Source organism: Parachitinimonas caeni (genome assembly GCF_030129945.1).
GTDB lineage: Bacteria > Pseudomonadota > Gammaproteobacteria > Burkholderiales > Chitinimonadaceae > Parachitinimonas > Parachitinimonas caeni.
In genome coordinates, this window is the sequence record NZ_JARRAF010000014.1 from 1 (window position 1) to 22050 (window position 22050).

Annotated in this window: 18 protein-coding genes and 1 tRNA gene; 11 read left to right on the forward strand and 8 right to left on the reverse strand. The window is 55.6% G+C overall.

The window, feature by feature from the left end; all coding sequences use genetic code 11:
• Positions 1 to 246 precede the first annotated feature (246 nt).
• Positions 247 to 3363, reverse strand: a complete 3117-nt coding sequence (locus PZA18_RS12915) for a S41 family peptidase (protein WP_284101264.1) — start codon at positions 3361 to 3363, stop codon at positions 247 to 249.
• A 495-nt stretch (positions 3364 to 3858) separates the two neighbouring features.
• Here PZA18_RS12915 and PZA18_RS12920 point away from each other — a divergent pair, with 495 nt between their 5' ends.
• From PZA18_RS12920 to PZA18_RS12940, 5 genes are all read left to right on the forward strand, one after another.
• On the forward strand, positions 3859 to 5172 hold the full coding sequence (locus PZA18_RS12920; protein WP_284101265.1) for a TRZ/ATZ family hydrolase: 1314 nt from the start codon (positions 3859 to 3861) through the stop codon (positions 5170 to 5172).
• Positions 5173 to 5268: 96 nt separating this feature from the next.
• Positions 5269 to 5988, forward strand: coding sequence for a bifunctional 2-polyprenyl-6-hydroxyphenol methylase/3-demethylubiquinol 3-O-methyltransferase UbiG (gene ubiG / locus PZA18_RS12925; RefSeq protein WP_284101266.1), 720 nt, complete (start codon positions 5269 to 5271; stop codon positions 5986 to 5988).
• Entirely contained in the window at positions 5985 to 6647 is a 663-nt protein-coding gene (gene gph, locus PZA18_RS12930) for a phosphoglycolate phosphatase (protein WP_284101267.1), read from the forward strand. Before ubiG ends, gph begins: the two co-directional genes overlap by 4 nt.
• Positions 6648 to 6744: 97 nt before the next feature.
• Positions 6745 to 7545: a transporter substrate-binding domain-containing protein gene (locus PZA18_RS12935; RefSeq protein ID WP_284101268.1), complete on the forward strand. Its 801-nt coding sequence runs from the start codon at positions 6745 to 6747 to the stop codon at positions 7543 to 7545.
• Positions 7546 to 7681: 136 nt separating this feature from the next.
• Positions 7682 to 8260, forward strand: a complete 579-nt coding sequence (locus PZA18_RS12940; RefSeq protein WP_284101269.1) for a GNAT family N-acetyltransferase — start codon at positions 7682 to 7684, stop codon at positions 8258 to 8260.
• A 124-nt stretch (positions 8261 to 8384) separates the two neighbouring features.
• Here the strand turns inward: PZA18_RS12940 and PZA18_RS12945 are convergent.
• From PZA18_RS12945 to PZA18_RS12975, 7 genes are all read right to left on the reverse strand, one after another.
• Positions 8385 to 8460 (reverse strand) — tRNA-Met (locus PZA18_RS12945).
• Between the two features lie 49 nt (positions 8461 to 8509).
• The gene (locus PZA18_RS12950) at positions 8510 to 9262 is read right to left on the reverse strand and encodes a septal ring lytic transglycosylase RlpA family protein (protein WP_284101270.1); all 753 of its coding nucleotides are present in this window, start codon (positions 9260 to 9262) and stop codon (positions 8510 to 8512) included.
• Positions 9263 to 9465: 203 nt separating this feature from the next.
• Positions 9466 to 10578: a rod shape-determining protein RodA gene (gene rodA, locus PZA18_RS12955; RefSeq protein ID WP_284101271.1), complete on the reverse strand. Its 1113-nt coding sequence runs from the start codon at positions 10576 to 10578 to the stop codon at positions 9466 to 9468.
• On the reverse strand, positions 10571 to 12502 hold the full coding sequence (gene mrdA, locus PZA18_RS12960; protein WP_284101272.1) for a penicillin-binding protein 2: 1932 nt from the start codon (positions 12500 to 12502) through the stop codon (positions 10571 to 10573). The genes rodA and mrdA overlap by 8 nt, the downstream gene beginning before the upstream one ends.
• Positions 12499 to 13011, reverse strand: a complete 513-nt coding sequence (gene mreD / locus PZA18_RS12965) for a rod shape-determining protein MreD (RefSeq protein WP_284101273.1) — start codon at positions 13009 to 13011, stop codon at positions 12499 to 12501. The genes mrdA and mreD overlap by 4 nt, the downstream gene beginning before the upstream one ends.
• A gap of 3 nt (positions 13012 to 13014) precedes the next feature.
• Positions 13015 to 13917, reverse strand: a complete 903-nt coding sequence (mreC, locus tag PZA18_RS12970) for a rod shape-determining protein MreC (RefSeq protein ID WP_284101274.1) — start codon at positions 13915 to 13917, stop codon at positions 13015 to 13017.
• Between the two features lie 79 nt (positions 13918 to 13996).
• Positions 13997 to 15040, reverse strand: coding sequence for a rod shape-determining protein (locus tag PZA18_RS12975; RefSeq protein WP_284101275.1), 1044 nt, complete (start codon positions 15038 to 15040; stop codon positions 13997 to 13999).
• A 204-nt stretch (positions 15041 to 15244) separates the two neighbouring features.
• Between PZA18_RS12975 and gatC the strand changes: the two genes are divergently transcribed.
• From gatC to purH, 6 genes are all read left to right on the forward strand, one after another.
• Positions 15245 to 15532, forward strand: a complete 288-nt coding sequence (gatC, locus tag PZA18_RS12980) for an Asp-tRNA(Asn)/Glu-tRNA(Gln) amidotransferase subunit GatC (protein ID WP_284101276.1) — start codon at positions 15245 to 15247, stop codon at positions 15530 to 15532.
• Between the two features lie 166 nt (positions 15533 to 15698).
• The gene (gene gatA, locus PZA18_RS12985; protein WP_284101277.1) at positions 15699 to 17174 is read left to right on the forward strand and encodes an Asp-tRNA(Asn)/Glu-tRNA(Gln) amidotransferase subunit GatA; all 1476 of its coding nucleotides are present in this window, start codon (positions 15699 to 15701) and stop codon (positions 17172 to 17174) included.
• 18 nt (positions 17175 to 17192) lie between these two features.
• Positions 17193 to 18620, forward strand: coding sequence for an Asp-tRNA(Asn)/Glu-tRNA(Gln) amidotransferase subunit GatB (gene gatB, locus PZA18_RS12990; protein ID WP_284101278.1), 1428 nt, complete (start codon positions 17193 to 17195; stop codon positions 18618 to 18620).
• Between the two features lie 220 nt (positions 18621 to 18840).
• A complete protein-coding gene (dusB, locus tag PZA18_RS12995; protein ID WP_284101279.1) occupies positions 18841 to 19857 on the forward strand; it encodes a tRNA dihydrouridine synthase DusB in 1017 nt (338 codons plus the stop codon).
• Positions 19858 to 19888: 31 nt separating this feature from the next.
• Positions 19889 to 20125: a helix-turn-helix domain-containing protein gene (locus PZA18_RS13000; protein WP_284101280.1), complete on the forward strand. Its 237-nt coding sequence runs from the start codon at positions 19889 to 19891 to the stop codon at positions 20123 to 20125.
• A 269-nt stretch (positions 20126 to 20394) separates the two neighbouring features.
• Positions 20395 to 21957: a bifunctional phosphoribosylaminoimidazolecarboxamide formyltransferase/IMP cyclohydrolase gene (gene purH, locus PZA18_RS13005; protein ID WP_284101281.1), complete on the forward strand. Its 1563-nt coding sequence runs from the start codon at positions 20395 to 20397 to the stop codon at positions 21955 to 21957.
• Positions 21958 to 22050: the final 93 nt, after the last annotated feature.

Here is a 22050-nt window from a genome sequence, read left to right on the forward strand (position 1 = left end):
AGCGAACCCTAACGACGCGGCGTCGTTAGGGTTCGCTTATTTAGCTCGCTAAACCACGCTCACCCTGCCTAGCCCTGCCCCAAAACTCGGCCCGGCGCGACCGGAAACAAAACGTCAACAGAGCCTAGCGGTCAGCGACAAGGGCTGAAAACCCAGTGTTTTGCGAACCGCGCAATCTGCCGGACTTTCGATGCGCGGGCTCACGCCTCTTGAGGCCACCGTTGAACGCGAAAGTCCGACCTGCCGTCAGCGCCGCACGCGCCGGATCAGCTCGGCGATGGCGGCATCCAGTTGCTTGTCTGTCTGAGGTTGGCCCAAGGGCTGTTCGACCTCGACATCAACTTTGCGTGGGCGATTTTCGAGTGGTAGGCCATCTTCGCTGGCAATCGTGCGGCCGAACGGCAGGCGCAGGTACGAGCCATCGACCAGCAGCTTGAACGAGGTGAAGATCACCCAGCCTGCACCGGGTTCGCCAATGACCGGGCCCAGACGGGCGGCGCGATAGCCTTCAGTGAAGACTTCGCCATCCGACAGGGTGATCTTGTTGGTGATGGCCACCGTGGGCTTTTCCAGTGCCGGAGTACCGATCGAGATCCGACCGGGGGCCTCGGTCAGTCCGCGTGGCGTTACCCGGAAGTGGCTGCGGCGGTTCAGGACGTCGAGAACATAGCTATCCACATAGCCGCCAAAGTTGTTGCGTACGTCGATGACCACGCCTTCCTTGCTCTGGTTGTCGGCATCCAGATCAAGCAGAAATTGGCTCCAGGCGGAATCGACCATATTGATCAGGTGCACATAGCCCAGTTTGCCGCCACTTTGCTTGTCCACGTAGCTGCGGTTGGCTTCTACCCAGTCGCGATAGCGCAACGCCGCTTCATCGACATAGCCAATCGGCTTGATTGCCACCTCCCGGGCTTTGCCATCGCTTCCCTGTACCCGTAGCAAGACTTTGCGGCCGATCTTGCGATCCAGCAGAGCATCCAGATTGCGCGCGCTGCTCAGGGTTTCTCCATCCACCGCCAGCAAGAACTCACCTGATTTCAGGCCAGCCTGTACGGCAGGACCATTCCCCAACACACTGGCAAGTCGGAACTTGCCTTCTTTTTGCAGCAGGGCGTCATCAAGGTCGATGCCCAGACGGCCTGTGCTGGTCACGACCGGATCCCGGCTGGCGATGCCCAGATGGGAGGCCCCCAGCTCGCCCAGCATCAGGCTGATAACGCGTCGCAGCTCGTCGCGGCTGCGGGCGCCTTCGGCATGCGGGCGGAAGCGGGCATGCACAGCATTCCAGTCGAGGCCGTGCATGGCAGGGTCGTAGAAGTTGTCGCGCAGCAGGCGCCAGGCTTGATCAAACAGCTCGGCTTTCTCCTGGTCGAAGTCAACATCCAGCTCTGCCATGATGGCCAATGGCTTGGCTTTGCCATCAAGGGTCACGCTCTGTGGCTTTCCTCCTTCAAGGAAGACCAGGCCATTGCTATCGGGTGTCCATTGCAGAAACTGCTTGGCACCGGCTGTGGCAGTCAGCTGGCGGGCGACGGCGGGTTGGCTGGGGTCCAGCGGATAGAGCCAGACATTCTGCTGACCGCCGGCGGTGGCAATAACGGCCAGAGATTTGCCATCCGGGCTGGTGGCGTGGAATTGCACATCCAGCCCAAGCGGCAGCGGTGTGGCCCGGCGCAGTGCCCAATCGTACTGCGGCACCAGCGCCGGCCCGATGCTGGCGCGTGGCGTGTCGGCGTCTTCTTTGAACACCGGCTTGGAGGGGACTAGATCAATTCGCACCACCTGTCCCATATCGCTGTGCTGGAAGGCGCGGAACAGCAGGTGACTGCCATCGGCCGACCAGCTCAGGGCGCGGTTGCCCACCCCAAGTTCTTCCGGGTGGAACCAGACGCGCTTGCCCATGGCCGGATTGGCAAGGCGGCTGACGGGCCGGGCGGGGCCGCCTGCACTGGGGACGAGATAGACGTTGCGGTTGAGTCGGTCTCCTGCAGCGATAAAGGCCAGGTATTCGCCATCGGGCGACCAGGCGAACGGATGATCCGACCAGATTGGCGGGTGGCCGAGTTTGGCGGTCGCGAGCAGACGATCCTGCTTGCCTTCGACATCCACCAGCCTGACTTCACGTCCGGCGCGGGCATAGGCAATCGTCTTGCCGTCGGGCGAGAAGCGTGGGGTGGCGTCATTGTCGGCACTTTGCGTCAGCCGGGTTTCGCTGCCGCTGGCCAGATCGTAGCGCCAGAGCTGCGCGGCGCCGCTACGCTCGGAGACATACACCAGACGCTTGCTGTCGGGGGACCATGCTAACTGCGATTCGGCGGCTGAAGTGCGAGTCAGGCGACGCGCCTCTCCACCGTCGCGAGCAACCAGCCACACTTCACCTCGGGCAATGAAGGCGATCTGCTTGCCATCTGGCGATAGCGCCAGCTCTTCTTGCTGATGGCCGACGCTCAAACGCTCGCTGGTGGTAGCGGACACCGCACCTTTGAGGCTGATGGCGACAGGCTCGGCCTTGTCGGCGGCCAGATCGTAGCGCCAGATGCCGAAATCACGCTCAAAAACCACGGCACTGCCGTTCGCGGCCATGTTCGGCCACAAAACGCGCCCATCCTTGAATGAGGTCAGTTGGCGGGGTTCGCCTTGGAGTGGGTGTTGCCACAGGTTCTCGGCACCATTGCGGTCGGAAACGGCCAGCACCGCTTCGCCGCTGCGATGCCACATCGGCCAGAGGTAGCGGGCGCCGTTGGGCGATAGTTGCCGGAATTGGCCATCCTTGATCAGCCACAGCTCATTCTGGTCGATATGGGCGCTGCCTTTGCGCCACCACTGATCAAAGCCACGCGCCGCCACGGCCACGGTCTTGCCGTCGGGCGACGGCACGGGATAGCTGAGATCGACATACGGTTCACTGGCGATACGCTGCGCTTGGCCGCCGCTGGCGGCAACCCGATATACGTCGTTCATGCGCTGGATATTGCGGGCGGGAGAAGCAAAGTACAGCCACTTTCCGTCGGCGGACCAGCCCCCCATCTGCTCGGCGCGATCGTCCCAGGTCAGCCGCGACAGCGCACCGCTGCTGATGTTGACCGCGTACAAATCTCCATTGCCACTGCGATGGGAGACAAATGCGATGGTCTTGCCATCGGGTGACCATTGTGGCCGGGACTCGGTCGCCGGGTGCGCAACCAGCAGTCTCGCCTCTCCGCCGCTGGCGGCGACGGTCCAGATATCCCCGCCAGCAACGAAGGCAATTTCCTTGCCGTCGGGTGACAGGGCGGGCTCGGACAGGTTGAGCTGCGGCGCGGCAAGCGCCTGGGAGCCCCACAGCGCCAGCAAGGCGGCGAGCGGTCGAAGTTGGTGCATGGAAGATCTCCGAAAAGGTGGCGGTTGCTCGAAGTGGCAGCCGTCTTGTTTGGCAAAGCCGGCGATTGTGACCCGACTCTTGCAGGACGGAAAGCGGCGACTGGGCAAGTCTTTGAAGAAATGCTGATACTAGCTCTGTTGATGTTTTGTTTCCGATCCGGGAATTAAAACGTCAACAGAGCCCGGAGAGCCAAGCCGCGAAGATGTTGCACTGCACGACACCTTGGCCGGCATGCTCTATCATGCCGGCCCACGTTCACAGAGTCTGGACCGTGTCCCGCTTCGAAGGACTTGCAAATCATGGGCATACCAAGGCTTCTGGCCCATGGCGATGATCACGAATGCGAGTAAGGGGTGTGCATTTCCCCAAACGACGACAACGGGTCAGTACGGTAGGCTCTGTTGATATTTTGTTTTCGACCGGAAACAAAACATCAAAAGAGTCTGGTCCCTGAACGCAGTACCTGCGCCAACACACAATAAGGAGTTAAAACCGTGCAAACCGTAGACACCCTGATTCATGCCCGTTGGGTCATTCCGGTTGCGCCGCGTGGCGTGGTTCTGGATAACCACAGTGTCGCCATTGATGGCGACAAGATCATCGCCCTGCTGCCTACGTCGGAAGCGAAAGGCCGCTATAGCGCCCGCCACGAGCATCAACTGGCCGAGCATGCCTTGATACCCGGCCTGGTCAATCTGCACGGCCATTCAGCCATGACTTTGCTGCGTGGTCTGGCGGACGATCTGGCCCTGATGGATTGGCTTAACCACCACATCTGGCCTGCCGAGAAGCGCCACCTCAGTGATGAATTCGTGTTCGATGGCACTTGCCTCGCCATGGCCGAAATGCTGCGTAGTGGCACCACAACCGTCAATGATATGTACTTCTTCCACGATGCCGTGGCCAGGGCAGGGTTGACCGCCCGCATGCGCACAGTGGTGGGGGCCTCGATTCTGGAGTTTCCGACCGCCTATGGCGTCGATGCCGAGGATTATCTGAGCAAGGCAATTTCGAGCCGCGATCGCTTCATTGGCGAACCCTTGGTCACATTTACGCTGGCACCGCATGCGCCTTACACCGTGTCGGATGCCACCTTCCGTCGAGTGGTGACCCTGGCGGAGCAGCTGGAGCTGGGTGTGCATTGCCATATTCACGAAACCGAGGAAGAAATCGCCGGCAGTCTCAAAGAGCACGGGCGCCGTCCGCTGCAGCGCCTGCACGAGCTGGGTTTGCTGACCCCCAATCTGATTGCTGCGCACATGGTGCATACCACACCTGAGGAGATTGAGCTGCTGGCGCGGCAGGGCGTGACGATTGCCCATAACCCGGCCTCCAATATGAAGCTCGCGTCCGGGATCGCGCAGATCCAGGCGATGCGCGATGCAGACATTGCGGTCGGAATCGGTACCGATGGTGCCGCCAGCAACAACAAGCTCGATATGTTCGCGGAAATGCGGCTGGCCGCGTTCCTGGGCAAGGTTGGCGGTAATCCCAAAGCACTGCCTGCGGCAGAAGTGCTGGAAATGGCCACCCTTGGCGGCGCGCGTGCGCTGGGGATGGCAGACCAGATTGGCAGTATCACTCCTGGTAAGCAGGCTGATCTGGCTGCAGTGGACTTGAGTGCGCTCGAAACCCAACCTTGTTATGACCCGATTTCACATCTGGTTTATGCCGCAGGCCGCGAACAAGTCAGCGATGTCTGGGTGGCTGGCAAAGCGCTGCTGCAATCCCGAGAACTGACAACGCTGAATCAACGGGAGCTCGTCGCCAAAGCCCGTTGGTGGGGCGAGCGTGTTGCCAAGGCATAATAGGCGCAGTTCACCGTGTGGGGCCGCATGGTCGGCCCCTGTTCCAAGCTGGACTGCCAATCCGCCCGATTCACCATTTTTACGTTTGCCGCCGACATGAGCACAATCGAAACCCCGAACGTTGATGCAGCCGAACTCGCCAAGTTTTCCGAATTGGCCCACAAGTGGTGGGACCCGAACAGCGAATTCAAGCCGCTGCACGAGATCAACCCCCTCCGCCTGGGCTTTATTGAACAGCACGCGGCCCTCGCCGGAATGCGCGTGGTGGATGTCGGTTGTGGCGGCGGCATTCTGTCTGAGAGCATGGCTGCTCGCGGCGCCGCAGTGACGGGGGTCGATCTTGCAGAAAAGTCTTTGAAAGTGGCGCGGCTGCATGGTTTGGAGTCTGGTGTCACCGTCGATTACCGCTGCATTGCCGTTGAAGCCCTGGCTGAAGAAGCCGCAGGCAGCTTCGATGTGGTGACCTGCATGGAAATGCTGGAGCATGTGCCAGACCCTGCCAGTGTCGTTGCTGCATGCAGCCGTTTAGCCAAGCCGGGTGGTTGGGTGTTTTTCTCAACTATCAGCCGCAATCCGAAAGCCTATTTGCAAGCGGTGATTGGTGCGGAATATGTGCTGGGATTACTGCCGCGTGGCACACATGACTATGCCCGCTTCCTCAAGCCTTCCGAGCTGGCCCGCATGGCGCGTAGTGCTGGCCTCGACTTGATTGAGCTGGCCGGGATGACGTATGACCCCTTGAGCAAGCAATACTCCCTGAACCGCGATGCGACGGTGAATTACCTGATGGCTTGCCATAAGGAGTTGGGCGAATGATCAGAGCAATCTTGTTCGATCTGGACGGCACGCTCGCCGATACGGCACCCGATCTGGGCGCGGCCTTGAATCGACTTCTGGCTGAAGAGGGGCGGGCTCCGGTTGGCTATGAGGCCATCCGCCCAGTGGCCAGCCACGGTGCCCGAGGCTTGATTGAGCTGGGATTCGGCCTGGGGCGCGATCATCCGGAGTTTGACGCGCTGCGCCAACGCTTTCTTGATCACTACGAGCATCATTTTTGTGAACACAGCAAGCTGTTCGAGGGCGTCAATGCCACGTTGGAAGCCCTGGCAGCCAAAGGGTTGGCATGGGGTATCGTCACCAACAAACCGATGCGATTTACCGACAGGTTAGTACCCAATCTGGGGCTGACCGTCCCGCCGGGCGTCGTTGTGTCGGGAGATACCGTTGGCGTGGCCAAGCCGGACCCCCGGCCCATGCGATACGCCGCCGATCAATTGGGCCTGCCTGCAGAAGAGTGCTGGTATGTCGGCGATGCCGAGCGAGATATTGCTGCCGGCCGCGCAGTCGGCATGAAAACCGTGCTTGCTGATTATGGCTATATTGCCAGTACTGACTCCCCGGATGAGTGGGGAGCCGATTTGCGTATCGCGCATCCATTTGAGTTGCTGGCGCATCTAGCCCTTCCCGGTGACTGAAAAATCGTGGATGCTGCAAGACAATCCAGCATGTGCAAGTGCCGTAATGCCCTGCTGCTGCCATTCCTTACAGCCTGTTTACTATTGGAGGTTTGTCTTGAAGCGCCAAATTCTGCTGTCTGCCTTGCTCGGTTTATCCCTTATCGGTACAGCTTTTGCCGATGATCTTGATGACATCAAGAAGCGCGGTGTGCTGGTTGTCGGTGTGACATCCGATCCGCCCTTCGCCCAACTGAACACCAAGACACAAAGCTACACGGGTTACGATGTTGACTTTGCCATTGCGATTGCCCGGCAGCTGGGGGTGAAGCCGGTGATCAAAGACATCACAACGGCGGATCGCATCCCCAAGCTGCAAGCCAAGGAGGTTGATATCCTGGTTGCCGAAATGACCAAGACCGCTGAGCGTGCCAAGCTCATTGATTTCAGTCATGGCTACTTCGTGACCGGACAGAAATTCATCGTTCGCAAGGGCAAGGCCATGGCGATTGAAGATCTTACTCACGCCAAGATCGGCACCATTGCGGGCTCGACGTCAGAGAAACAGCTGCAACAGGAGATGCCCGCTGCCAAGATCAAGCTTTACCCCGAAGCAGATAACGGCTTTGCCGCACTGCAAAAGGGTGAAATTGATGCCTTCAGTACCGATGAGCCGATTCTGGCTGCCCTGCACAACAAGATGCCAAACAAGGCTGAATATGAGATCCCGAACCTGGCAATTTCACTGGAGGTCTATGGCATTGGCGTGCGAAAAGGTGAGAAGCGCTTGATGGATGAGGTCAACAAGACCATCGTCGGCATGGAGCAGACTGGTGAGGCGGCCAAGATTTTTGAGCGCTGGTTCGGGCCTAGCAGTCAGATTCCGCTATTGCGCCTGTTCAAAATCAACGCCAAATAAGCAGCAGGGAGGGCCATCCTCCCTGATGCGTACTTGATTCCCAACCTGCATATCTCCGAGTCGCTGGCCATGCTTTAGGGCTGTCTGGGGCCGCCATTGCAACTGCTGATTTAGACATTATTTAAAGCTTTCGGTCATGGATCTTTCTGGTCTGCACATTGCTGTAGGGGAGCGTGTTTTTCTGGCGTTGCATGTTCCGGAAAATTTGTTGCATGTACATGCCTGGTATAACGACCCGGACATACAGCAGCTGTCCGCAGGGGGTGCCGCAGTGGTCTCTCTCGAAGCGAGCAGGTGCCGGCTTGAGCGCTGGATGAATCCCCCAAGCGACCAACGACACTGGGCAATTCATCGCTTGACAGATGGTCGCTTGCTTGGCTTTCTCCACTTGGTTGCCATTGATTTTGACGAAGCAACTTGCAAGGTTGGTATCGTCATCGGAGAAAAAGATTGTTGGGGATATGGATATGGCGGCGAAGCCGTCCGATTGGCATGTGAGTATGCTTTTCGTGAGCTGGATGTATTCAGAGTGTCGGCAGAGGTCCTTGCGGATAACCTTCGTTCACATCGCATGCTAAGCCGTGAAGGATTCATTCTGGAGGGCTTGCAACGAGCGGCCGCAACCAGAGAAGGGACTCGGGTGGACGTTTCCCTCTTCGGTCGTCTGAAGACAGATAACAGGACCGATTCTGAAAAAGCTGAAAGTATGAACTGAGGGATTAAAGCCGAATTACATGGCAAGAAGGGGCAATGTCACGACGAGGGCAGAAACACTCATTCAACAAAGCAACACCCCAAAGCGAAAAACGCGCCATAGATGCTATGGCGCGTTTTGAATTTGGTTGCGGGGACAGGACTCGAACCTGTGACCTTCGGGTTATGAGCCCGACGAGCTGCCAACTGCTCCACCCCGCGGCAGAGAAATGAATTATGCAATATTTCTTTGGGGTATGCAAGAGAATTTTTATCTAACGACAATGGGCTTCGATTCCAGACTGTTGGCGAGGCGGTTTGCGGCAAGGTTGGCTTCGGCTGATGTCGCATAGGGGCCAATCCTGACGCGATAAGTTCGCTCATCTTTTTGAATGGCGACCACATCTTTTACCCAGGCAAATTGGTATTCGACTTTTGACTTGAAAGACTCGGCGCTGGCTGCGCTGGAGAACGCTGCCAGCTGCACAAATAGCTTCTCATTAGGGCTGTTGCCTGGGCTTATCTGAGGCTCGGGAGCAGAGGCTGGCTCTGATAGTGTTTGCGCCAGCGCTTCGATTGGGTCCTCAAGGCTCGATTGTTTGTCCGGTACAAGGCTTTCCACCTCAACTTCGGCAGAGCCTTCTGCCAAATAGCCAAGACGGTAAGCGGCGTTATAAGAGAGGTCAATAATGCGGCCTTTGTGAAAAGGGCCACGGTCATTGATGCGCACTACAACACTTTTGCCGGTCTTGGTGTTGGTGACCCGGGCGTAGCTCGGGATGGGTAATGTAGGGTGGGCTGCCGTGAGCTGGAACATGTCATAAGGTTCGCCAGTCGATGTTTTCTGCCCATGAAATTTTCGACCATACCAAGAAGCGAAGCCTTTTTGTTTGAGCTCTCCGAGTCGATTCAGGGGGGTGTAGCTCTGGCCAAGAACAGAATAGGGATTGTTGGCAAACTTATGGAAGGGTTCTGCTTTAGGGATGGGTTCCGGGATGCTGTCCAGATCAAAAGGGACATCCAATGGCCCATCATCTTTATAGTACCCCGCCCCTCCCTGCAAGCGTTGATGGGGTTTTGCCTGCGAAAGGGTTGGGAGTTTGGTTGCTGGTGTGCTGGGGCCGGTGCCAGGGGATGTGGAAGGGTTTGGCGTTGTTGGGGCAGGGCTATTCAAGGCACCGCAGGCTGACAGCAGGAGCACCGCTACGAGAAGGAGCAGCCGCGGTATCACGATTTCATCAGCTTTCTGTGGCGCTGGATGCTCATCAACAAGCCAATGCAAATCATGATTGAGAGCATGGACGTGCCACCATAAGACATTAATGGGAGAGGAACGCCAACAATTGGCAATATGCCTGAAACCATACCCATATTCACAAAAACATAAGTTGATAAGGTCAGTGTAATGGAGCCTGCCAATAAACGGCCAAATAGAGTTGATGCCGAGCTGGTAATGATAAACGCTCTGCCAATTACCAATAAATATAAGATAAGCAATACTAAATTACCCATCAAGCCGAATTCTTCGCTGTATACAGCAAAGATAAAATCGGTAGTGCGCTCTGGAATGAAGTCCAGGTGTGTCTGTGTTCCTTTGAGCCAGCCTTTGCCAAATACGCCACCCGACCCAATCGCAATGGTTCCTTGAATCGTGTGATAGCCTGCGCCTAAAGGATCATCCATCGGGTTTTTGAGAACCTCGATTCGCCGGCATTGGAAGTCATGAAATAATTGGGTACATCGATCCCAGTCCATGACGATATAAATACCAATTGCACCAATCAAGGCTAACAAACCAATAATGCGCCAAGAGAGGCCCGCAAAAAATAATATATAAAAGCCAGCCGCTGAAATCAGCAAAGCGGTGCCAAGATCTGGTTGTTTCAGAACGAGGATTGCTGGCATGGCGATCATGATGGCTGCTGCAAAATAGTGACGGGCCTTGATATTGGCCTCATACAGGCTGAAGAACCATGCCAAAACCAAAGGGACAGCAATTTTCATTAATTCGGAAGGTTGAATCCGGGTAATCCCGAGATTCAGCCAGCGGCGAGCACCATTAACGATATCGCCAAATCCCGCCACTGCAATCAGCAGGCACATGCCAAGAATGTAGCCGGGCAGGGCGAGGCGTCCGAGTGTCTGGGGTGATATATTCGCCACTACCCACATTGCGATCAGTCCAATCGCCAGGAAGGTCGATTTATTGACGAGCTTTTCCGTGGATTGATTGGATGCGGAAAATAGCAACACCATACTGACTGAAAAAATTATCAGCGTGAAAAATAAAAGCCAACCATCCACGGGACTGGCTATTCTGGCAAGGATTCGCTTAATCAACTAACACCTCTTCTCCGTCGGTTTGCGGCTCGGCGTTATTGCTGCCTGGGTGTATTTGCACGACTTCGGTGGGCTGCTTTCCAAGTAGATAATAGTCCATGACGATTTTTGCAATAGGCGCAGCGGCCTGAGCGCCAAAGCCGCCATTTTCAACAATCAGGGCTAATGCAATTTTTGGTTTTTCTGCTGGCGCAAAAGCAATAAACCATGCATTGTCGTGTAATTGCTTGGAAATGCGGCTTGCGTTGTATTTTTCGCCTTTCAGGCTAAATACCTGGGCCGTACCGGTTTTACCTGCAGAAACATATTCGCTATTGCGAAAGACGCGTGCTGCTGTACCTTCTTTATTGACGCCAACCATAGCCGCTTTGACAATATCGAAGTTGGCTGGTTTGAATGGCAGTTGCGCAATGGGTTTGGGTTCGACTTTGGTTTGAGTGCCTGTGGCGCTATCTTCGATGAACCCTACTAAATGCGGGCGGAAAATAACGCCATTATTCGCAAGAATAGAAGTGGCGTGCGCCAGCTGCATCGGGGTGTATGTATTAAACCCTTGACCAATGCCAATGCTGATTGTGTCACCAACAAACCATTTCCCAGCTTCGGGCTTTCGGAATGCGCGGCGCTTCCAGTCTTGCGAAGGTAATACGCCGATCTTCTCTCCGGGTAAATCAATTCCGCTTTTTTGTCCGAATCCGAACTGCGCCATATAGCGCGAAATATTATCTATGCCTAAATCCATGGCGAGTTGGTAGTAGTAGGTGTCGCACGATTGCACAATGGATTGGTACATATTTACCCAGCCATGCCCGCCACGTTTGTCGTCGTTCCAGCGGTGTGTACCCAATACAAAGAAGCCGGGGTCGTGCATGCCCTGCTGGGCGGTGCGCTTGCCTGTTTCCAGTGCCACCATGGCCATGAAGGGCTTGAAGGTGGAGCCGGGGGCGTAGGTTCCTTGAATCGCTCGATTATTTAGCGGCCGGTCTGGTGATTCGTTCAACTCTTTCCAGCTTTGTGGATCAATTCCGTCAACAAACAGATTGGGGTCGAAGCCGGGGCGCGAAACAAGTGCCAGCACCCCACCGGTTGCCGGATCAATGGCAATCAGTGCGCCTTTGTTGTCGCCAAATGCTTTCTCGGCAAGTTGCTGCAGCTGGATATCAATAGTCAGGCGCAAATTGTTGCCAGCGGTAGCGGGAACCTGCCTTAGGGAGCGTATCGCCCGGCCGCCGGCATCGGTTTCGACCTCCTCGTAACCGGTTTTGCCGTGCAGATAGGCTTCGTAGCTTTGCTCCAGCCCGAATTTACCCATGTGATTGGTGCCTTTGTAATTGGGCAGCCTGCCGTCCTGTTCGAGTGTATCGAGATCTTTGTCGTTGATACGACCAATGTAGCCAATCAGGTGCGATGCCGATTGGCCCATGGGGTAGTGACGGAACAGCCGGGCTTTGATTTCAACACCGGGAAAGCGGAAGGACTGGGCGGCGAATTTTGCGATTTCAACTTCAGTCAGGCGGGTGCGAATTGGCAGGGATTCGAAATCTTTACTTTCGTCTGCCAGTTTTTTGAAGCGGCGGCGATCTTTGGCAGTGATTTCAACAATTTCGCTGAGTGCGTTAATGGTGCTTTCTATGTTTTCCAGCTTGGAAGGGGTAATTTCCAATGTATAGGCCGAGTAGTTGTGGGCCAGAACTACTCCATTCCGATCAGTAATGATGCCGCGAGAAGGGGGGATTGGTACCAATGAAATCCGGTTGGTTTCCGCCATGGTTTGATAATGCTGGTGTTCAATGACCTGTAAATAAACAAATCTGGCGACCAGCGTGCAGAACAGGGTAATGACAAATAACAAGGCGGCTAATAGCCGCCATTGGAAGTCATATTGTTCCCGCTCCCGATTGCGTAATTCGGTTCGAAGTTTCATAACTCAGATGGCGATTCTTTTCTCTGGGGATGCTGTAGCAGTCGTGTAATCAGAGGCCAGAGCAATGCTGCGATAAAGCAGCCTACAAAGTATCCCCAGCCTATAAAGGGGGCGCCCAGTATTTTCCTGACCAGCTGCATGATGAACTGGTTGAGTAGTAACAGCCCAAGCATGTAAAGCGCCTGCTGCCACAAGGGGAAGACAGCCAGTTGCCGTCGGCGGGAGGCGACCACATAGGTGGTCAGGCAGTAGGCAAGGCTGTGCTGGCCAAATACGTTGGCATCGGCAATATCCAGGGCTAATCCTAGCCAGAAGGCCGTACCGACCCCGACTTTGCGGGGTTGGTGCATTCCCCAGTACAGCAAAAGCAGGGCGACCAGATCTGGCAGAACAAATAAATTGCCGTGACTGAATGGGAATGGAATCAGATTGAATAGCAGCGCTACGATAAAGCTAAAAATGATGAAACTGGTTTTAACCGGTTTTAACAGCTCACGAGTTACGGGCATTTCTCACTCTTCCCCTCTTCTTTTTTTCCGCTTGGTTTCTGGTTGTTTGGGCGGCTCCGGGGCTGGGGGCAGTGTGCGACTTTCATCCAGAATCAGAAAGAAGCGGTTCTTATCGATATTGGCAATGGGTTGACATTGGATCCTTACGAAAGCCATGCCCGAGTTCTGATCGACTTGCATGACCCTGGCGACCGGTAGGCCTGCTGGGTAAGTGCCATCCAGGCCGGAGGTGATGAGTATGTCGTCTTTGCGAATATCAGAAGCTGCGGGCATGTAGCGAACTTCAAGAGGGTTTTCTTTGCCCATGCCAAACACGACGGCACGCAGACCGTTGCGCTTCACCTCAACCGGTACGGCGTGGTTCTTTTCGCTTAACAAAGTTACCTGACTAACCAGCGGGTTGACTCGGGTTATCTGGCCGACAACTCCATTGGGGTCAATGACAACCAGACCGGTTTTGACGCCAGATGTCTCGCCTCTATCGACAATAAGTTGAGCTGAAAAGGGGTCGCGGCCGTTGTAGAGCACTTCGGTGAGAATGCCTTTGCCTTGTCTGGTGGCGTTGGTTGCAGTCAATGCTCGTAGCTGTTCGTTCTCGTGCTTGAGCGCATCCATGCGCAAAAGCTCCGCATTGGCGAGCAGTTGCTGATTGCGTAATTCGCGGTTTTCTTTTTGCAGTTCGGTTTGTGCGGTAAGAAATTTACCGGTTTCCCGCATAGCGGATACGGGCGCGGTTGCTAGCCATTGTAGCGGGTAGAGCAGGACAGAGCCGTATTCCCGGGCGCTATTGAGAAGCTTGAAGTGATGGTCTCCGACCATCAGGATGGCCGACAGCGATGCATAGAGCAGCAGCTGGGTTAGCGGGCGAGGGCCCTGCTTGAAAAACGCCGGTTGCGTAGGTTGCATGGGAGATGCGTGCCGTGCGTAAAAAATCAAAAGGGAGAAGAGGCAGCCCCTTCTCCCTGGCGTTTATCAGTGTATGTACTTAGTCATTGGTAAAGATGGAGCCGACGCGGTCCATCTTTTCCAGTGCCCGACCCGAGCCACGTACCACGCAAGTCAGAGGATCTTCGGCCACGATAACGGGCAAGCCGGTTTCTTCCATCAGCAAGCGATCAATGTCACGCAGTAGTGCGCCGCCACCGGTCAGAACCATGCCCTTTTCTGCAATGTCCGCACCAAGCTCTGGAGGTGTTTGTTCAAGAGCCTGCTTGACTGCCGAGACAATCTGGTTGAGTGGTTCGGTTAGTGCTTCCAGAATCTCATTGGACGAGATAGTGAATGAGCGAGGAATGCCTTCGGCCAAGTTGCGGCCTTTAACTTCCATTTCCCGTACTTCTGCGCCAGGAAATGCCGAGCCAATCTCTTTTTTGATGGTTTCGGCTGTGGTTTCGCCAATCAACATGCCGTAATTGCGACGGATGTAATTGATGATGGCCTCGTCGAACTTGTCGCCGCCTACCCGGACGCTGCTGGCGTAGACAATACCTCCGAGCGAGATAACCCCAACCTCAGTGGTGCCGCCACCAATATCCACCACCATTGAGCCGGTTGCTTCTTCTACGGGAAGACCGGCGCCGATTGCAGCTGCCATCGGCTCTTCGATCAACTCGACCTTGCGTGCACCAGCGCCCAGTGCGGATTCCTTGATGGCGCGACGCTCAACTTGAGTTGAACCGCAGGGCACGCAAATCACAATGCGCGGTGTGTTGGTGAAAACCCGGCTCGGGTTAACTTTCTTGATGAACTGTTTGAGCATCTGCTCGGTGATGGTGAAGTCAGCAATCACACCGTCCTTCATTGGGCGGATGGCAGTAATGCTGCCAGGAGTGCGCCCAAGCATTTTCTTTGCTTCTGCGCCGACCGCCAGAATGGTTTTCTTTGCTGCAGGGCCGCCTTCCTGCTGAATCGCCACGACGGACGGCTCGTCGAGCACAATCCCTTTACCGTGAACGTAGATGAGCGTATTTGCTGTGCCAAGGTCGATGGCAAGGTCGTTGGAAAAGTAGCCGCTCAGTGCTCCAAACATGATTCTGCCTATGTGCTTTCGTGGTTTTGCCTGGGGTTGCCCAGCCCCGCCTGGAGTGGGTCCGAAATTCGCCGATCATGCCTTGATGTGGCGCAAATTGACCAGCCCTTGCCTTGCTGCCAGCCAAGGCGGCTATTGGGCTGACCAAACCGGCTATGATACTCTAACGCGCCCATAAACTTAAAGAATTAGCGAGGGTTTCCAATGCAGCTATCCTCAGACGACATCCGCCGGATTGCACGCTTGGCGCGTATCGCAATCGACGAGCAAGAGACTGTTGCGATGCAGCAACAGCTTAATGGAATCTTCGGTGTCATCGAGCAACTTCAGTCGGTCAATACCGATGGCGTCGAGCCAATGAGCCATGCGCAGGATGTGGCTCTGCGACTGCGTGAAGACAAGGTGACTGAATCCAACCAGCGCGAAGCGCTGCAGGCAGTGGCGCCTGCTGTTGAAGCCGGGCTGTATCTGGTGCCGAAGGTTATCGAGTAAGAGCAGGGTGCCGTCGCAGTTTGTGGCGCTGCAGCATCGTTGCGCATATTTGCAGGCATTTCCAGTCGCCTTCAGACCTACCCCATTCTGCTGCCGGAGCAGCCTCAACAACGAATTACATGGGACTCTGCCGACCTTGCGTCCGGCATCACCATTCGAACAGGCCATGACGACATACACATTGAAACAAGCTGCTGACTTGCTGGCCAGCGGCAAGACCTCTGCGGTCGAACTTGCCAGCGATTACCTTGCCCGAATCGAGTCCTTGAATCCGGTGTTGAATACATTCATCACGGTGGATCGGGAAAAAACGCTTGAAATGGCCAAGCAAGCCGATGCACGGCGAGCACAGGGTCAGGCAGGGGTGCTAACCGGAGTGCCGGTTGCCCATAAAGATATTTTCTGTGCCGAAGGGTGGCGCACAACCTGTGGCTCAAAAATTCTCGATAACTTCGTCTCGCCTTACGACGCTGGAGTGATTAGCCGTTGCAAGGATGCGGGCTTGGTGACGCTGGGGCGCACCAATATGGACGAGTTTGCCATGGGGTCGTCCAACGAGAACAGTGCTTATGGCGTCGTGAAGAACCCGTGGGATCAAACAGCCGTACCCGGTGGTAGTTCTGGTGGCTCCGCTGCGGTAGTGGCTGCGCGGCTGGCGCCCGCTGCAACGGCTACTGATACCGGTGGCTCGATCCGTCAACCGGCGGCATTCTGCGGAGTGACCGGGTTGAAGCCGACTTATGGCATTGTCAGCCGTTACGGCATGGTGGCTTATGCATCCTCTTTGGATCAGGGTGGGCCGATTGCGCAGACCGCTGAAGATTGTGCATTGATGCTGAATGTCATGGCCGGGCATGATCCACGCGATTCGACCAGCCTGGAACGGGCTGGCGAGGACTATACCGGCGCGCTTGCGCAATCGTTGAAAGGATTGCGGATCGGTATGCCCAAGGAGTATTTCGGTGAAGGTTTGTCCGCCGACGTGCAGGCGGCCATTGAGGCTGCTTTGGCGGAGTATCGCAAGCTGGGTGCCGAGATTGTCGAGATCAGTCTGCCTCGCACCCAATTGGCGATCCCCGCTTATTACGTGATTGCGCCAGCGGAGGCTTCCAGCAACCTGAGTCGGTTCGATGGCGTTCGCTATGGTCACCGTGCGGCAGACTATCAGAAGCATATCAATGAGAAGACCTCGGCTCTGGAAGCCCTGTACGAGCAAAGTCGTGCCGAAGGCTTCGGTACTGAAGTCAAACGGCGCATCCTGACGGGCGCTTATGTATTGAGCCATGGCTACTACGATGCGTATTACCTGAAAGCGCAGAAAGTGCGTCGCTTGCTGTCGGAAGATTTCCAGTCAGGCTTTTCTCAGTGTGATGTGATTGCCGCGCCTGCTGCGCCAACGGTTGCCTGGAATCTGGGCGAGAAGGGGGATGACCCGGTTGCCATGTATCTGGCAGATATTTACACGCTGGGTGTGAATCTGGCCGGTCTGCCCGGGATTGCTCATCCGGTTGGCTTCGGGGCGCAGGGCCGACCGGTAGGCTTGCAATTGATTGGCAACTATTTCAGCGAGTCTCGTCTGCTGAATGCCGCGCATCAGTTCCAGCAAGTGACCGACTGGCATACCCGTCAACCCGGCCTGTAAAACGAAAAGGACATAGCGATGCAATGGGAAGTTGTTATCGGGCTGGAAATCCACACCCAGCTTTCGACCCAAACCAAGATATTTTCAGGGGCGAGTACTGCCTTTGGCGCCGAACCCAACACGCAGGCCTGTGCGGTTGACATTGCCTTGCCCGGAGTGTTGCCGGTCATGAACAAGGCGGCCGTCGAGAAGGCCATCCGCTTTGGGTTGGCTATTGGTGCCAAGGTAAATCGCAAGTCGGTATTCGCTCGTAAAAACTACTTCTACCCTGATCTGCCCAAGGGTTATCAGATCAGCCAGTTCGAGTTGCCGGTGGTGGAAGGTGGCGAGATTACCATCCGCGTTGGTGATGAAAACAAGGTGGTAAGGCTGACACGAGCCCACCTTGAAGAAGATGCCGGTAAGAGCTTGCACGAAGATTTCCACGGCATGAGTGGTATTGATCTCAACCGGGCAGGTACCCCCCTGCTGGAAATCGTGTCGGAGCCGGACATGCGTTCTGCTGCTGAAGCGGTGGCGTATGCCAAGGCGCTGCATAGCTTGGTGACCTGGATCGGTATCTGTGACGGCAATATGCAGGAAGGAAGCTTCCGCGTAGATGCCAACGTGTCGGTCCGGCCTAAGGGACAAGCCGAGTTTGGGACGCGTCGCGAGATCAAAAACCTTAATAGCTTCAAGTTTCTGGAACAGGCGATCAAGTACGAAGCCAATTGGCAGGTGGAGCAGTTGGAGGATGGCAAGAAGATAGTCCAGGCCACCGTATTGTTTGACCCTGAAACTGGCCAGACGCGCGTCATGCGAACCAAGGAAGATGCGCATGACTATCGCTACTTCCCTGACCCGGATCTGCCACCACTGGTGATCGATGAGGCGCAGATTGAGCAGATTCGTGGCGAGTTGCCGGAGTTGCCTGCAGCAATGCAAGCCCGTTTCCAGTCGGTATTCGGACTGCCCGCTTACGACGCGCAAACCCTGACCAGCAGCAAGGCCCTGGCTAACTATTTCGAGGAAACTGTCGCAGCGGGGGCGGACTCCAAGCTCGCTAGCAACTGGATCATGGGCGAGGTCGCTGCCACGTTGAACCGGGAAGAGAAAGAAATCACACAGAGCCCGGTATCGAGCGAGCGTTTGGCCTCATTGATCAAACGAATCATGGACGGGACCATCCACAACAAGGCTGCAAAGGATGTGTTCAAGGTATTGTGGGAGTCAGACAAGTCTGTAGATCAACTGATAGACGAGCTGGGAGTACGTCCAGTCGATTCCAGTGTTGTTGAGGGATTGGTCGATCAGGTGTTGGCTGCCAATGCCGCGATGGTGGCAGAGTTCAAGTCAGGCAAGGAAAAAGCTTTCAATGCATTGGTTGGTCAGTGCATGAAGGCCGCAAAAGGCAAAGCTGATCCGGCGGTTATCAATGATCTGCTCAAGCGTAAATTGACCGAGTAAGCCAAGGAATTTGCCTATTGGGGCGATAGTTGGTTTGGCAGTCTGACAGTATTTCTGGTGCTGATGCAGGTGCCGATAGTGTGGTGGCTATCGGTATTTGCCGAAAAATTAAGCGAAACTCCTTCGCGCAGGCATGGCAGACAGGTAAAATGCGCAACTAAACCGCTGGACTTCGAATCTCTCTTCGTTTTCCGGCGGTTTTGCTTTCTACGGCTTTACTATGCGCATCGGACCCTACACCCTTAAAAATCAACTGATTGTCGCCCCGATGGCAGGGGTTACCGATCGGCCGTTCCGTATGCTTTGCAAGCGTTTAGGCGCTGGGCATGCGGTCAGCGAAATGCTGACGTCGAATGCCCAGCTCTACGGTACCGCCAAGACCCGGCGGCGGGCTAATTTCGAAGGTGAGCTCGCTCCGGTATCCGTACAGATTGCTGGGGCTGATCCCGAGCAATTGGCGGAGGCGGCGCGTCGCAACGTTGCGGCTGGCGCGCAGATCATCGACATCAATATGGGATGCCCGGCCAAGAAGGTCTGCAATGTCCTGGCGGGATCTGCCTTGCTGCAAGATGAAGCCAGAGTGGCACGCATCCTAGACGCAGTTGTGAGCGCTGTGGAGGTGCCGGTTACGCTCAAGACCCGGCTTGGCTTCCGTAATGGTGAGGAAAACGTCCTGCGTATCGCTCGGTTGGCAGAGGAAAGTGGCATCGCAGCCTTGGCCCTGCATGGCCGTACTCGTGAAGATATGTATACCGGCCAAGCCCGGTTTGAGTTGATTCGTGAGGTAAAACGTGCGGCGCGGATTCCGATCATTGCCAATGGCGATATCACCACGCCCGAGCGTGCCCGGCAGGTACTCGAATACACCGGCGCCGATGGCATCATGATCGGTCGGGCTGCACAAGGCCGGCCGTGGATTTTCCGGGAAATTGACTACTACCTGCGTGAGGGCAAGTTTATGCCATCGCCAAAGGTGCGGGAGATTCACGACATCCTGATCGAGCATCTGGAAGACCACTACCGGTTTCACGGTGAGTATTCCGGTTGCCGCATCGCTCGTAAGCATATCGCGTGGTACACCCGTGGTCTGCGTGGCAGCAATGAATTCCGGGCGCGTATGTATGCGCTGGAAACCACGGTCGAGCAGATTGCTGCCGTACGCAAGTACTTTGCCGAGCTGGGCAGCCAGAGCGAATGTCTTGTGTATGAAGAACAAGACATTGTCCAAGCTGCCTGAATCCGCAACCCTAATTTCCGTTGTCCCGCAAATGACAAAAAACGATCTACTGTCTCAAGCTGTTCAAGATGCTCTGGAGCAATATTTTCAGGATCTGGATGGTGAAGAGCCCAGCGCCATTTACGATATGGTACTGGCCTGCGTTGAAAAGCCGATGCTGGAGCTGGTCTTGGCCAAAGCCTCCGGCAACCAGACCCGTGCCGCCGAGCTGCTTGGCATCAACCGCAATACTTTGCGGAAGAAAATGCAAATCCACAATCTACTGTGAAAGAGGCTGTGGGCATGGTCGATAGCGTCTTGATTACCAGACTTTGCCAAGCCTGGGGGCGTTATGGGCGCCTCGAACTCTGTTCGACGACTCTTCAATTTATTCTGTAGTAGTTTGATCTGGAACGAATACCCATTGGCGCTGATTGCCAAGTGCCAGCGGCAGCCCGGTGTAACACGGCACCAGCCCTGACGAGAATGTCATATATCGATAGTCTGTGGCTATCGACATGAGAATTGTCTTTATCTCCCCTGTAATAGAGAGCCATCATGGTCAAAATCCAGCGTGCACTGATTAGTGTTTCCGATAAAACCGGTGTTCTAGCGTTTGCTCAAGCTTTACACGGATTTGGTGTCGAAATCCTGTCAACGGGTGGTACCGCTAAAATGCTGGCTGATGCTGGCCTGCCAGTCATTGAGGTTGCTGACTACACCGGGTTTCCGGAGATGTTGGATGGTCGGGTCAAGACCCTGCACCCGAAGATTCATGGCGGTATTCTGGGGCGTCGCGATCTGCCCGAGCACGTTGCGGTGATGCAAGAGCACGATATTGGCAATATCGATCTGGTTTGCGTCAATCTCTATCCATTTGAGGCGACTATTGCAAAACCCGGTTGCACCTTTGCCGATGCTATCGAGAACATCGACATTGGAGGCCCTGCCATGGTGCGCTCATCGGCCAAGAACCACGCATTCGTGGCGATTGTTACCGATGCGGCGGACTACTCGGGATTGGTCGAAGAAATGCGTGTCAATCATGGCAGCCTGGGTCCAGTTACCCGGCGGCGGTTGGCGCAGAAGGCATTCAGTCACACTGCGGCATACGATGGTGCAATCAGCAACTATCTGACGGCTTTGACCGACGAGGGGGAGAAGCTGGCTTATCCAAACCGGCTGAACCTGCAGTTCGAGAAAGTGCAGGACATGCGCTATGGCGAGAATCCCCATCAAAGTGCCGCGTTCTACCGTGATCTTGATCCGGCCGCAGGCAGTTTGGCGGGATACCGGCAGCTTCAGGGTAAGGAGCTTAGCTACAACAATATCGCTGATGCGGATGCTGCCTGGGAGGCGGTCAAGGCATTTGACGAGCCCGCCTGTGTGATCGTCAAGCATGCCAACCCCTGTGGCGTGGCCGTTGCACTCGATACACTGACTGCGTACAAACTGGCATTTGCGACTGATACCACAAGCGCCTTTGGTGGCATCATCGCGTTCAATCGGGAAGTCGATGCCCCGACGGTTGAGGCCGTGACCGGCCAGTTTCTGGAGGTGCTGATTGCTCCGGCGTTTACTGAAGAAGCCAAAGCGATCATTGCAGCTAAAAAGAATGTAAGGGTGCTGGAGATCCCCTTGGCTGCAGGTGCCAACCGCTTCGATCTGAAGCGAGTTGGTGGTGGCTTGCTGGTACAGACGCCAGATGTTCACAAGATAACGACCGCCGATTTCAAAGTCGTCACCAAGAAAGCACCAACGCCGCAGCAAATGAATGATTTGTTGTTTGCGTGGCGGGTTGCGCAGTTCGTTAAATCCAATGCCATCGTGTTTTGCGGTGGCGGCCAGACTCTGGGGGTTGGCGCTGGACAGATGAGCCGTGTTGACTCAACCCGAATTGCTGCCATCAAGGCCAAGAGCGCCGGGCTTGATCTCAAAGGTTCGGTTTGTGCGAGTGACGCCTTCTTCCCGTTTCGTGATGGCGTGGATGTGATTGCCGAGAATGGCGTCAGCGCAATCGTGCAGCCGGGGGGCTCGATGCGTGATGAAGAAGTCATCGCCGCTGCAGATGAACACGGTATTGCCATGGTGGTGACTGGCGTGCGGCACTTCCGCCACTGATTGATGTCGGAGCGGGTGTGAATCTGCCGGGCGGGGCATATTCATGCCCGGTCAATCCGGGTTTCTGAGTTTGCAATCACGCAAGAAGTGCTG

What these genes read in the sequence shown, in the direction of transcription:
- PZA18_RS12915 (WP_284101264.1), bottom strand. Translation starts at nt 3,363, where the DNA reads ATGCACCAACTTCGACCGCTCGCCGCCTTGCTGGCGCTGTGGGGCTCC.
- gatA (WP_284101277.1), top strand. Translation starts at nt 15,699, where the DNA reads ATGACGACATACACATTGAAACAAGCTGCTGACTTGCTGGCCAGCGGC.
- mreC (WP_284101274.1), bottom strand. Translation starts at nt 13,917, where the DNA reads ATGCAACCTACGCAACCGGCGTTTTTCAAGCAGGGCCCTCGCCCGCTA.
- PZA18_RS12940 (WP_284101269.1), top strand. Translation starts at nt 7,682, where the DNA reads ATGGATCTTTCTGGTCTGCACATTGCTGTAGGGGAGCGTGTTTTTCTG.
- mreD (WP_284101273.1), bottom strand. Translation starts at nt 13,011, where the DNA reads ATGCCCGTAACTCGTGAGCTGTTAAAACCGGTTAAAACCAGTTTCATC.
- gatC (WP_284101276.1), top strand. Translation starts at nt 15,245, where the DNA reads ATGCAGCTATCCTCAGACGACATCCGCCGGATTGCACGCTTGGCGCGT.
- mrdA (WP_284101272.1), bottom strand. Translation starts at nt 12,502, where the DNA reads ATGAAACTTCGAACCGAATTACGCAATCGGGAGCGGGAACAATATGAC.
- ubiG (WP_284101266.1), top strand. Translation starts at nt 5,269, where the DNA reads ATGAGCACAATCGAAACCCCGAACGTTGATGCAGCCGAACTCGCCAAG.
- dusB (WP_284101279.1), top strand. Translation starts at nt 18,841, where the DNA reads ATGCGCATCGGACCCTACACCCTTAAAAATCAACTGATTGTCGCCCCG.
- purH (WP_284101281.1), top strand. Translation starts at nt 20,395, where the DNA reads ATGGTCAAAATCCAGCGTGCACTGATTAGTGTTTCCGATAAAACCGGT.
- PZA18_RS13000 (WP_284101280.1), top strand. Translation starts at nt 19,889, where the DNA reads ATGACAAAAAACGATCTACTGTCTCAAGCTGTTCAAGATGCTCTGGAG.
- gatB (WP_284101278.1), top strand. Translation starts at nt 17,193, where the DNA reads ATGCAATGGGAAGTTGTTATCGGGCTGGAAATCCACACCCAGCTTTCG.
- gph (WP_284101267.1), top strand. Translation starts at nt 5,985, where the DNA reads ATGATCAGAGCAATCTTGTTCGATCTGGACGGCACGCTCGCCGATACG.
- PZA18_RS12975 (WP_284101275.1), bottom strand. Translation starts at nt 15,040, where the DNA reads ATGTTTGGAGCACTGAGCGGCTACTTTTCCAACGACCTTGCCATCGAC.